This is a genomic window from Streptomyces sp. A012304 (assembly GCF_026008495.1).
GTDB lineage: Bacteria > Actinomycetota > Actinomycetes > Streptomycetales > Streptomycetaceae > Streptomyces.
Genome location: NZ_BQUN01000128.1, coordinates 68,187 through 80,524, shown reverse-complemented (window position 1 = coordinate 80,524; position 12,338 = coordinate 68,187). Strand labels below are relative to the sequence as shown.

At 70.7% G+C, this 12,338-nt stretch carries 9 protein-coding genes; 5 read left to right on the top strand and 4 right to left on the bottom strand.

Translation table 11 applies throughout. The features are described 5' to 3' along the window. Positions 1-212: 212 nt before the first annotated feature. Positions 213-1,646: a cation:dicarboxylate symporter family transporter gene (locus tag ALMP_RS32880; RefSeq protein WP_264935117.1), complete on the bottom strand. Its 1,434-nt coding sequence runs from the start codon at positions 1,644-1,646 to the stop codon at positions 213-215. A gap of 122 nt (positions 1,647-1,768) precedes the next feature. On the opposite strand from ALMP_RS32880, the gene ALMP_RS32875 reads away from it, so the two are divergent. After that, positions 1,769-3,403 (top strand): sensor histidine kinase, encoded by a 1,635-nt coding sequence (locus tag ALMP_RS32875; RefSeq protein WP_264935095.1) that lies wholly within the window; start codon positions 1,769-1,771, stop codon positions 3,401-3,403. Continuing rightward, on the top strand, positions 3,400-4,104 hold the full coding sequence (locus ALMP_RS32870) for a response regulator (protein WP_264935094.1): 705 nt from the start codon (positions 3,400-3,402) through the stop codon (positions 4,102-4,104). The genes ALMP_RS32875 and ALMP_RS32870 overlap by 4 nt, the downstream gene beginning before the upstream one ends. 91 nt (positions 4,105-4,195) lie before the next feature. Here ALMP_RS32870 and ALMP_RS32865 read toward each other — a convergent pair whose 3' ends face one another. Next, positions 4,196-5,221, bottom strand: coding sequence for an ATP-dependent 6-phosphofructokinase (locus ALMP_RS32865; protein ID WP_264935093.1), 1,026 nt, complete (start codon positions 5,219-5,221; stop codon positions 4,196-4,198). 236 nt (positions 5,222-5,457) lie between these two features. Between ALMP_RS32865 and pta the strand changes: the two genes are divergently transcribed. From pta to pyk, 3 genes are all read left to right on the top strand, one after another. Continuing rightward, positions 5,458-7,548 carry a phosphate acetyltransferase gene (gene pta / locus ALMP_RS32860; protein WP_264935092.1) on the top strand — a complete coding sequence of 697 codons (2,091 nt, stop codon included), beginning with the start codon at positions 5,458-5,460 and terminating at the stop codon, positions 7,546-7,548. Next, on the top strand, positions 7,545-8,756 hold the full coding sequence (locus tag ALMP_RS32855) for an acetate kinase (protein WP_264935091.1): 1,212 nt from the start codon (positions 7,545-7,547) through the stop codon (positions 8,754-8,756). The genes pta and ALMP_RS32855 overlap by 4 nt, the downstream gene beginning before the upstream one ends. A gap of 89 nt (positions 8,757-8,845) precedes the next feature. Then, a complete protein-coding gene (gene pyk / locus ALMP_RS32850) occupies positions 8,846-10,276 on the top strand; it encodes a pyruvate kinase (RefSeq protein ID WP_264935090.1) in 1,431 nt (476 codons plus the stop codon). A gap of 94 nt (positions 10,277-10,370) precedes the next feature. Here pyk and ALMP_RS32845 read toward each other — a convergent pair whose 3' ends face one another. Continuing rightward, entirely contained in the window at positions 10,371-11,744 is a 1,374-nt protein-coding gene (locus tag ALMP_RS32845) for a hypothetical protein (protein ID WP_375803556.1), read from the bottom strand. Continuing rightward, positions 11,734-12,318, bottom strand: coding sequence for a DUF6114 domain-containing protein (locus tag ALMP_RS32840; protein WP_264935089.1), 585 nt, complete (start codon positions 12,316-12,318; stop codon positions 11,734-11,736). Before ALMP_RS32840 ends, ALMP_RS32845 begins: the two co-directional genes overlap by 11 nt. Between the last annotated feature and the right edge of the window lie 20 nt (positions 12,319-12,338).

Here is a 12,338-nt window from a genome sequence, read left to right as displayed (position 1 = left end):
CTTCGGCAGGTTTGACGCCTTTAACCGCCCATGAATGCCGGATCACGGAGAAAGAAGCGGCTTGGCCCGGGTTGGGCAAAAAAGAGACCGGGCGGCTGAGCTACGGGGGAGCACTCAGCCGCCCGGAGTCGGTGGGGCGGGTACAGCGGGGGGTACGGCCGGATGCCCGGCCCCGGTTCAGGCGGGGCCGGACACCCGGAGTCGGGGAGCCGTCAGGCCTTGGCGAGTTCCTTCTCGCCGCCCTCGCGCTGCTCGGGCAGGTCCGCCTCGGCCGCCGGGGCGGAGCCGTGGCCGTCGTCGAGGAGGGTCTTCTCGTCGAAGGGCGCCGCGCCGGCGAGCACCTGCTGCACGCGGGCCTTGTCGATCTCCTTCGTCCAGGTGCCGATCAGGACAGTGGCGACGGCGTTGCCGGCGAAGTTGGTCAGGGCGCGGGCCTCGCTCATGAAGCGGTCGATACCGACGATGAGGCCGATGCCGTCCACCAGGGCGGGCTTGTGCGACTGGAGGCCGCCGGCCAGCGTCGCGAGGCCGGCGCCGGTGACACCGGCGGCGCCCTTGGAGGCGACCAGCAGGAACAGCAGCAGCGGGATCTGCTCGCCGACCGACATCGGCGTGCCCATGGCGTCGGCGATGAACAGCGAGGCCATGGTCATGTAGATCATGGTGCCGTCGAGGTTGAAGGAGTAGCCGGTCGGGACGGTGATGCCGACGACGGGCTTGCTGACACCGAGGTGCTCCATCTTCGCGATGAGACGCGGCAGCGCCGACTCGGAGGAGGAGGTGGAGAGGATCAGCAGGAACTCACGGCCCAGGTACTTGAAGAGCGTGAGGATGTTCAGGCCGGAGACGATCTTCAGCAGCGCGCCGAGGATGATGAACACGAACAGCACACAGGTGACGTAGAAGCCGAGCATCAGCACCGCGAGGCTCTTCAGCGCGTCGACGCCGGCGGAACCGGTGACCGCGGCGATGGCGCCGAAGGCACCGATCGGGGCGGCCCACATCACCATGGCGAGGATGCGGAAGACGAGCCGCTGGATGTGCTCCACACCGCGCAGGATCGGCTGCCCGGCCGACCCCATGGCCTGGAGGGCGAAGCCCGCGAGCAGCGCCACGAGCAGGGTCTGGAGGACCTCGCCGCCGGTGAACGCGGAGACGATCGTGGTGGGGATGATGCCCAGCAGGAACTCGGTGGTGTCCTTGGCCTCCGCCGACACCTGCGCCTGGCCGGTCTCCTTGACCGCGTCGGTGATCGCGAGGCCGGTGCCCGGCTCCAGGATGTTGCCGACGACCAGGCCGATACCCAGCGCCACCAGCGACATCACCGTGAAGTAGGCGAGGGCGATACCGCCGACTGCGCCGACCTTGGCGGCCTTGCGGACCGAACCGATGCCCAGCACGATCGTGCAGAAGATGATCGGCGAGATCATCATCTTGATCAGGTTCACGAAGCCCGTGCCGATGGGCTTCAGCTCGACCGCGAAGTCCGGCGCGATCAGGCCCACGGCGATGCCGATGGCGACCGCGACGATCACCGCGATGTACAGGTAGTGGGTGCGGTCCCGCCGGGCGGCGGGTGCGGCAGGTGCCGTATCGGGGGTGCTGCTGGCGGCCACGGCTGCCCTCCTTGACGTCTTCGTCGGCATCACCGGCGTGCGGCTCACGTCCGGGGAGATATGGGGAATGCAGGGACTATCTCCCGGAGTGTGAGGGCGGTCACCCTTCCGTTCATTTAGTTCACGCTTAACCACGGGGGCACACTGACGACATGCGCATCCCCGTCCCCGGACCCCGCAGCCTGGCCGGCCAGCTGTTCGCCATGCAGGCGGTCCTGATAGCGGTGCTCGTCGCGGGGTACGCGCTGTTCACGTACGTCAGCGACCGCGCCCAGGCCGAGGAGGCCGCGGGCCGGCAGGCCACGGCCGTGGCCCGCTCGGTCGCCGACTCCCCCTCGGTGCGGGAGGCGATCGGCACCCCGGACCCGACCGCGCTGCTCCAGCCGTACGCGCTGCGGGTCATGCGCGACACCGAGGTCGACTTCGTCACGATCATGAACCCGTCCGGCATCCGCTGGACCCACCCCGACGAGAACGAGATCGGCCGGCACTTCCGCGGCAACACCGCGCGCGCCCTGAAGGGCCAGACCTTCACCGAGACCTACACCGGCACCCTCGGCCCCTCCGTCCGCGCGGTCACCCCCGTCGAGGACGACGACCGGCGGATCATCGGCCTGGTCAGCGCGGGCATCAAGGTCGAGGCGATCAGCAAGCGGGTGTCGGACCAGGTGACGGCGCTGTTCGGGGTGGCGGCCGGCGCCCTGGCCCTGGGCGCGGTGGGCACGTACGTGATCAACGCCCGGCTGCGCCGCCACACCCACGGCATGAACGCGGCCGAGCTGAGCCGGATGCACGACTACCACCAGGCCGCGCTGCACGCGGTGCGCGAGGGGCTGCTGATGCTGGACGGCCAGTACCGGGTGGCGCTGGTCAACGACGGCGGGCGGGACCTGCTGGGCGTGTCGGAGGAGGTGGTGGGCCGGTCGGTCGCCGAACTCGGTCTGCCGGCCCCGCTCACCGGCGCGCTGCTGTCCTCCGAACCCCGGGTGGACGAGGTGCACCTGACGGCGGACCGGGTGCTGGTGGTCAACACCTCACCGGTGTCCGGCGGAGAGCGCCGCGGCACCGTGGTGACCCTGCGGGACGTGACCGAACTCCAGTCGTTGATGGGCGAGTTGGACTCCGAGCGGGGTTTCACGCAGGCGCTTCGCTCACAGGCCCACGAGGCGGCGAACCGCCTGCACACGGTGGTCTCGCTGATCGAACTGGGCCGCGCGGAGGAGGCGGTGGACTTCGCGACGGCCGAACTGGAGCTGGCCCAGGCCCTCACCGACCAGGTGGTCGCGGCGGTCAGCGAGCCGGTGCTGGCGGCCCTGCTGCTGGGCAAGACCGCCCAGGCGAACGAACGGGGCGTGGAGCTGGTGGTGTCGCAGGACAGCAACCTCGACGACGGTGTGCTGCCCGAGTCGCTGCCGGCCCGTGACCTGGTGACGATCCTCGGCAATCTCATCGACAACGCGGTCGACGCCGCCCAGGGCAGCGTGCGCGCCCGGGTGACGGTGACGGCCGCCACCGAGGACTCGGGCCTGGTGCTGCGGGTGACGGACACCGGCTCCGGGGTGGACCCCGCGCACGCCTCGCAGGTCTTCGAACGCGGCTTCTCCACCAAACCGGCGGGCCCCGGTGGCAGGGGCCTCGGACTCGCCCTGGTACGACAGGCCGTGCACCGTCACGAAGGCACGCTGGCGGTGGCACAGGCCGAGGGAGGCGGAGCGGAGTTCGTGGTGCGGTTGCCGCTGCGGGCGACGACGGCCGCCGTCGCTCCGGTCCCGGGAGGCGAGAGATGACGGGCGGGACGGGCAAGGAGCCGATCCGGGTGCTGGTGGTCGAGGACGATCCGGTGGCCGCCGACGCCCATGTGATGTATGTCGGCCGGGTCCCGGGGTTCGTCGCGGTCGGAAAGGCGCACACGGGCGCTGAGGCCCGGCGCCTCCTCGACCGCACCCCGGTCGACCTGCTGCTGCTCGACCTGCATCTGCCGGACGGGCACGGTCTGCAACTGGCCCGCTCGCTGCGGGCGGCCGGCTACCACGCCGACGTGATAGCGGTGACGTCCGCACGGGATTTGACGGTGGTGCGGGAGGGCGTGTCGCTCGGTGTGGTGCAGTACGTCCTCAAACCGTTCACGTTCGCGACGCTGCGGGACCGGCTGGTGCGGTACGCGGAGTTCCGGGGCGCGGCGGGCGAGGCGAGCGGCCAGGACGAGGTGGACCGCGCCCTGGCGGCCCTGCGCGCCCCGAGCCCGGCGGCGCTCCCGAAGGGACTGAGCGCACCGACCCTGGAACGGGTGACGAGCGCCGTCCGGGACACGGAGGAGGGGCTGACGGCGGCGGGCGTCGCGGAGGCGGTCGGGATCTCCCGGATCACCGCCCGCCGCTATCTGGAACACCTGGTGGACGCGGGCCGCGCGGAGCGCAAGCCGCTGTACGGCCAGGTGGGCCGGCCGGAGCTGGTCTACCGCTGGGTTCCCGGCGGCCGGGGCCGGTGACGGGACCGTACGTCCGTCGGACCGTACAGGCCCACCACCGGTGACGTGGCCGGAACAGCCCGTGGTCACCGCCGCGCACCCCGCGCACCGGTCAGAAGACCGACTCGGCCTCGTCCATCCGGTCCTTCGGCACCGTCTTCAGCTCGGTCACCGCCTCCGCCAGCGGCACCATCACCACGTCGGTGCCGCGCAGCGCCGTCATCCGGCCGAACTCGCCGCGGTGCGCGGCCTCCACCGCGTGCCAGCCGAAGCGGGTGGCGAGGACCCGGTCGTACGCGGTGGGCACACCGCCGCGCTGGACGTGGCCGAGGATGACCGGCCGGGCCTCCTTGCCGAGCCGCTTCTCCAGCTCGAACGCCAGTGCCGTGCCGATGCCCTGGAAGCGCTCGTGGCCGAACTTGTCGATCGCGCCCTTGCCGTAGTCCATGGTGCCGTCGGCGGGGTGGGCGCCCTCGGCGACGCAGATCACCGCGAACTTCTTGCCGCGGGCGAAGCGCTCCTCGACCATCTTGACCAGGTCGGCGGGGTCGAAGGGGCGCTCGGGCAGGCAGATGCCGTGGGCGCCGGCGGCCATGCCGGACTCCAGGGCGATCCAGCCGGCGTGCCGCCCCATGACCTCCACCACCATCACGCGCTGGTGGGACTCGGCCGTCGTCTTCAGGCGGTCCATCGCCTCGGTGGCGACGCCCACCGCCGTGTCGAAGCCGAAGGTGCGGTCCGTGGAGGAGATGTCGTTGTCGATCGTCTTCGGGACGCCCACCACCGGCAGGCCCGCGTCGCTCAGCATGCGCGCCGCCGTCAGGGTGCCCTCGCCGCCGATCGGGATCAGCGCGTCGATGCCGAAGTCGTGGATCATGTCGCCGGCGCTCTCGCAGGCCTCGCGCAGCCGGTCGCGCTCCAGCCGTGAGGAGCCGAGGATCGTGCCGCCGCGGGCCAGGATGCCGCTGACCGCGTTCAGGTCGAGGGTGCGGTAACGGCCGTCGAGGAGACCGGCGTAGCCGTCCTCGAAGCCGATGACCTCGTCGTCGTAGTTGTCGACCGCTCGGTGCACGACCGACCGGATCACTGCGTTCAGCCCGGGGCAGTCGCCGCCTGCGGTGAGAACTCCGATACGCATCGTGCTGTGTCTCCTGCTCGCTGTTGATACCGGTGAGCCACTCCGATTGTTCCACGCTGTCGAGGGCAGTGTCTCTTGACGGGCGCCTTATCCACAGATCGGGGTATTGTCAAGAGGGTTCTGCTCACCTCGGTGGGCGATTTTTGCACTCGGCCACATGACCCGGCCACCGGCCGTACGACCCGGCCGACGGCACCGTGAACCCGGCCGTCGGCCCAATGAAGGGAAGAGCACACGTGACGCGCAGCGTGTACGTCACCGGCATCGACCGCGGCGACGGCCGCCAGGTCGTCGAGCTGGGGGTCATGGAACTCCTGACCCGGCAGGTCGACCGGGTGGGCGTCTTCCGCCCCCTCGTCCACGACGGCCCCGACCGGCTGTTCGAGCTGCTGCGCGCCCGCTACCGGCTGTCCCAGGACCCCGCGACCGTGTACGGCCTGGACTACCACGAGGCCTCCGCCCTCCAGGCGGAACAGGGCGCGGACGAACTGGTCTCCACCCTCGTCGACCGCTTCCACCGCGTCGCCCGCGACTACGACGTCGTCCTCGTCCTCGGCACCGACTACGCCGACACCCAGTTCCCGGACGAGCTGTCGCTCAACGCCCGCCTGGCGAACGAGTTCGGCGCCTCCGTGATCCCGGTCGTCGGCGGCCGCAAGCAGACCGCGGAGTCCGTGCTCGCCGAGACCCGCAACGCCTACCGCGCCTACGAGGGGCTGGGCTGCGACGTCCTGGCCATGGTGACCAACCGCGTCGCCCGCGAGGACCGCGAGCAGATAGCCGAGCAGCTCGCCGGCCGGCTGCCGGTGCCCTGCTGGGTGCTGCCCGACGAGCCCGCCCTGTCCGCGCCGACGGTCGCGCAGGTCAGCCACGCCCTGGGCGCGAAGGTACTGCTCGGCGACGACTCCGGCCTGGCCCGCGACGCGCTCGGTTTCGTCTTCGGCGGCGCGATGCTGCCGAACTTCCTGAACGCCCTGACCCCGGGCTGCCTGGTCGTCACCCCGGGCGACCGCGCCGACCTGGTCGTGGGCTCGCTGGCCGCGCACAGCGCCGGCACCCCGCCGATCGCCGGCATGCTGCTCACCCTGGGCGAGGTCCCCAGCGACGAGGTCCTCACCCTCGCCGCCCGGCTGGCCCCCGGCACGCCCGTGCTGTCGGTGGCCGGCAACAGCTTCCCCACCGCCGAGCAGCTGTTCTCCCTGGAGGGCAAGCTGAACGCGGCCACCCCGCGCAAGGCGGAGACCGCGCTCGGCCTGTTCGAGCGGCACGTCGACACCGCCGACCTGCTGAAGCGGGTCTCCGCGCCGAGCAGCGACCGTGTGACGCCGATGATGTTCGAGCACAAGCTCCTCGAACAGGCCCGCTCCGACCGGCGACGCGTCGTGCTGCCCGAGGGCACCGAGGAGCGGGTGCTGCACGCCGCCGAGGTGCTGCTGCGCCGCGGCGTCTGCGACCTCACCCTCCTCGGCCCGGTCGACCAGATCCGCAAGAAGGCCGCCGACCTCGGCATCGACCTGGGCGACTGTCAGCTGATCGATCCGGCGACCAGCGAGCTGCGCGACGGCTTCGCCGAGCTGTACGCCGGCTTCCGCGCCCACAAGGGCGTCACCGCGGAGCTGGCCTACGACGTCGTCTCCGACGTGAACTACTTCGGCACGCTGATGGTGCAGGAGGGTCTCGCGGACGGCATGGTTTCGGGTTCGGTGCACTCCACGGCCGCGACCATCCGCCCGGCGTTCGAGATCATCAAGACCAAGCCGGACGCCGACATCGTCTCGTCGGTCTTCTTCATGTGCCTCGCCGACAAGGTGCTGGTGTACGGCGACTGCGCGGTCAACCCGGACCCGGACGCGGAGCAGCTCGCGGACATCGCCGTCCAGTCGGCGGCGACGGCCGCCCGGTTCGGCGTGGAGCCGCGGATCGCGATGCTGTCGTACTCCACGGGCACCTCCGGCTCGGGCGCCGACGTCGACAAGGTGCGGGAGGCGACGGAACTCGTGCGTTCCCGCCACCCCGACCTGAAGATCGAGGGCCCGATCCAGTACGACGCCGCCGTGGAGCCGTCCGTCGCGGCGACCAAGCTGCCGGGCTCCGAGGTCGCCGGGCAGGCCAGCGTGTTGATCTTCCCCGACCTCAACACCGGCAACAACACCTACAAGGCCGTGCAGCGTTCGGCCGGGGCGATCGCCGTCGGACCGGTGCTCCAGGGTCTGCGCAAGCCGGTCAACGACCTGTCGAGAGGCGCCCTCGTCCAGGACATCGTCAACACCGTCGCCATCACGGCCATCCAGGCCCAGTCCCCGACCGAGAAGGCAACCGCCCAGTGAGCTCCACGCGCGTCCTCGTCCTCAACTCCGGCTCCTCGTCGGTGAAGTACCAGCTGCTCGACATGAGCGACAGCAGCCGACTGGCCGTGGGGCTCGTCGAGCGCATCGGTGAGCAGTCCTCCCGGCTCAAGCACACCCCCCTGCACGGCGGCGGTGAGTCCCGTGAGTGGACCGGCCCGATCGCCGACCACGACGCCGCGCTGAAGGCCGTCGCCGAGGAGCTGGCCAAGGACGGGCTGGGCCTGGACTCGCCGGAGCTGGCGGCGATCGGGCACCGGGTGGTGCACGGCGGCAGGCACTTCACCGAGCCGACGGTGATCGACGACACCGTCCTCGCGGAGATCGAGCGGCTGATCCCGGTGGCCCCGCTGCACAACCCGGCCAACCTGACCGGGATCCGCACCGCGCAGGCGCTGCGGCCCGACCTGCCGCAGGTCGCGGTGTTCGACACCGCCTTCCACACGACGATGCCGGAGTCGGCCGCCCGCTACGCGATCGACGTGGAGACGGCCGACGCCCACCGCATCCGGCGCTACGGCTTCCACGGCACCTCCCACGCCTACGTCTCCCGGGCGACGGCGAAGCTGCTGGGCAGGGCGCCCGAGGAGACGAACGTCATCGTGCTGCACCTGGGCAACGGGGCGTCCGCCTCCGCCGTGCGCGGCGGGCGGTGCGTCGACACCTCCATGGGGCTGACGCCTTTGGAAGGGCTCGTGATGGGTACGCGCTCCGGTGATACCGACCCGGCCGTCATCTTCCATTTGGCGCGTGTTGGCGGAATGTCCATCGATGAAATCGACACTCTTCTCAACAAGAAGAGCGGGCTGATCGGCCTGTGCGGCGACAACGACATGCGGGAGATCCAGCGGCGGATCGACGAGGGCGACGAACAGGCGAAGCTCGCCTTCGACATCTACATTCACCGCCTGAAGAAGTACATCGGCGCCTATTACGCCGTGCTCGGGCGGGTGGACGCGGTGGCGTTCACCGCCGGGGTCGGGGAGAACGCGGCGCCGGTGCGCGAGGCGGCCGTCGCGGGCCTGGAGACCCTGGGCCTGGCGGTGGACGGGGAGCTGAACGCCGTACGGAGCGACGAGCCGCGGCTGATCTCGCCGGCGGACGCGCGGGTCGGGGTCGCCGTGGTGCCGACGGACGAGGAGCTGGAGATCGCCACGCAGACCTACGCATTGGTGGGACACACAAACTGAGCCGGAAAGCAACTGAGCACCGGCCGCCTCATTTGTATCTTCCGCCAGACGGAATATTCCGTAGCGAAACAAACCGATAGGATCGCCCCATGCGCCGTTCGAAAATCGTCTGTACTCTCGGCCCCGCGGTCGACTCCCACGAAATGCTCGTGTCGCTGATCGAGGCCGGGATGAACGTGGCCCGCTTCAACTTCAGCCACGGCACGCACGCCGAGCACCAGGGCCGGTACGACCGGGTCCGGGCCGCCGCCAAGGAGACCGGCCGGGCCATCGGTGTCCTCGCCGACCTCCAGGGTCCGAAGATCCGCCTCGAGACCTTCGCCGAGGGGCCGGTCGAGCTGGTGCGCGGTGACGAGTTCACCATCACCACCGAGGACGTCCCCGGCGACAAGACGATCTGCGGCACCACCTACAAGGGCCTTCCCGGCGACGTCTCGCGCGGCGACCAGGTGCTCATCAACGACGGCAACGTCGAATTGAAGGTCCTGGACGTCGAGGGTCCGCGGGTGCGGACGATCGTCATCGAGGGCGGTGTCATCTCCGACCACAAGGGCATCAACCTGCCCGGCGCGGCCGTCAACGTGCCGGCGCTGAGCGAGAAGGACATCGAGGACCTGCGGTTCGCGCTGCGCATGGGCGCCGACCTGGTCGCGCTGTCCTTCGTCCGGGACGCCAAGGACGTCGCCGACGTCCACCGGGTCATGGACGAGGAGGGCCGCCGCGTCCCCGTCATCGCCAAGGTGGAGAAGCCGCAGGCGGTGGAGAACATGGAGGACGTCGTGATGGCGTTCGACGGTGTGATGGTCGCCCGTGGTGACCTCGCCGTCGAGTATCCGCTCGAGAAGGTCCCCATGGTGCAGAAGCGCCTGATCGAGCTGTGCCGGCGCAACGCCAAGCCGGTGATCGTGGCGACCCAGATGATGGAGTCGATGATCACCAACTCCCGCCCGACCCGCGCCGAGGCCTCCGACGTGGCCAACGCGATCCTGGACGGCGCCGACGCGGTCATGCTCTCCGCCGAGTCGAGCGTGGGCGCGTACCCGATCGAGACCGTGAAGACGATGTCGAAGATCGTCGCCGCCGCCGAGCAGGAACTGCTCTCCAAGGGCCTCCAGCCGCTGGTGCCGGGCAAGAAGCCGCGGACGCAGGGTGGTTCGGTGGCCCGTGCCGCCTGCGAGATCGCCGACTTCCTCGGCGGCCGGGGTCTGGTGGCCTTCACGCAGTCCGGCGACACCGCCCGCCGGCTGTCCCGCTACCGCGCCGCCCAGCCGATCATCGCGTTCACCACGGACGAGGGCACCCGCAACCAGCTGGCGCTCAGCTGGGGCGTGGAGTCGCACGTCGTGCCGTTCGTGAACAGCACCGACGAGATGGTCGACCTGGTGGACCAGGAGATCACCCGGCTCCACCGCTTCGAGCCGGGCGAGATCGTCATCATCACGGCCGGCTCGCCGCCCGGTGTCCCCGGCACCACCAACATGGTCCGTGTCCACCACCTGGGCGAGGGCTCCCGCAACTGAGCCCCGCGGGCCGTCGGTGCCCGCGTGCAGCACCGAGGGCGCCTCCTGTGACAGGAGGCGCCCTCGGCGTGCGTCGGGTCCGCGGACCGGCCGGCTACTTGTCGGTGGTGTACACCTGCATGCCCGGGATGTGCAGGGTGCCGCCGAACTGCGCGGCCTGGGTGACCTTCACGTTGGTGAAGTAGATCAGCGGGATGTTCAGCGGCGGCGGGTGCTCGGGGCTGAACGTGACCGGGATCAGGCCGAACAGGTTCCCCGAGATGCTCTCGGTGTACATGATCGTGTCGCCGTCGCGGATCGTCGAGGTCGAGCCCTTGGCGGCCTGCACGTGGTAGACCTTGCCGGAGTTCTTGTCGTTCACCAGCTGGTGCAGATCGCCGATGTCGGTGCCGTCGGAGATGACGTACTTCAGCACCTTCTTCTTGGCTCCGCCGGACGTCTTCACCTCGACGACGCCCTGGTAGTCCGAGCCCTTGAGCAGCAGCGAACTGGCCTGGAGGTACCACGGGTCGTCCGCCACGGGCACCTTGTTGTCCACGCCGCCCTCGTCGTCCGTGGCGGCGAGGCAGTCCTCCGGGGCGGTGCTGGAGCCGGCGGAGGGGCTGGGCGAGGCGGTGGCCTGCTCGGCGGTCTCCTCGGCGGCCTTCGCGGCGTCCTCCGCCGCTTCCTCGGCCCCCTCGACGGTGTCCTTCACCTTGTCGGTGACGGCGTCGGTCGTGTCCTTGACCGTGCCCCCGGCGGAGTCGTCCTTGCCGGAGGTCTCCGAGGAACCGGAGGAACCCGAGGAGCCGGAGTCCGACGACCCGCCGGCGGACGCCGAGGGGGAGGCGGACGGCGACGGGCTCGCCCCGGAGGCCGTGTCCGCGGAGTCGTCACCGTCGAAGACGTCCTTGATGGCGTCACCGATGGTCTCCAGGACGTTCTTGCTCGTCTCGGAGGGCGAGGGGCTCGCCGTCGTGGTGTCGCCGGCGGAGGGCGACGTCGGCTTCTCCTGCGAGGGGGCGGGCGCCGAGGACGCCGACGGCTCGGGCTCGGCCTTGTCGTCGGAACCTGAATCCGACGAGGACCCTTCCGACGCGCCGCCCTTGTCCGCGGAGTCCTGGGAACCCGACGCGTCGTCCGCGGAGTCGTCCTGGGAGCCGTCCTCGGACTCGCTGGGGCTCTCGGAGGCCGAGGGTGAGGGCGAGGGCGAGGCGGACGCGTCCGCGCCCTCCAGCGCCGCCACACAGTCCTTGTACTCGTCGGCCAGCTTGCTGTTCGTCGTCGGCTGGTCGTCGGCGACGGCGAGCGTCGGCGTGAACCCCATGCCCATGAGGACGGCCGTGGGCATCGCGGCCATCGCTATCGCCTTGCCGGCCGGCATGTGGAAGCGGGTGAGCAGCGGCTTCTTCGGCGCCGCGTGGCGCCCTCCGCCTCTCGGCCGGTCGGGAGAGGCCGAGCTGTTGCCGCGGACCTCGTCAGCCGACACGGTGCACCCCGTTCGGCTCCTTCGCCTCGTCGGCGTGCGGGTCGCCGCCCTCGGCCCGCTCGTTCCAGGGCTGAGGTGCGACCGGCTCACCGGCGACGGCCCGCGGGGCGGGGTCCGGGACGCCGTCCGTGGTGGGCGCGGGCTCGGCGCCCTGCGGCACGGCGCCCTCGGCGGCCGGCTTGCCGGGCACCCAGGAGAGAGCGAGCGCCCCGCCGATCAGCGCCAGCAGGAAGCCGACGATGAAGCCGCCGATGTTGGCGACCACCAACGACACCAGCGCGAGGAGGATCGACGCGATACCGGCGAAGACCCGGGTGGCCTGCTGGAACCACATGGTCAGGCCCAGCGTGATCAGCAGTACGCCGATGATCAGCGAACCGGCACCGGCGGTGGTCGACATGGCGATCGACATGGTGCCCAGCTTGAGCGTGGCGTACGGGAAGTAGGCGATCGGCACCCCGCCGAGCAGGGTGAACAGGCCTGCCCAGAACGGCCGGGTGCCCCGCCAGTCACGGAAGCGCAGACGCAGCCGGGCGAAGCTCCCGGCGCTCTGGACCGGAGTCTCGGCACTCATGGAAAACAGCTCCCTGGGTC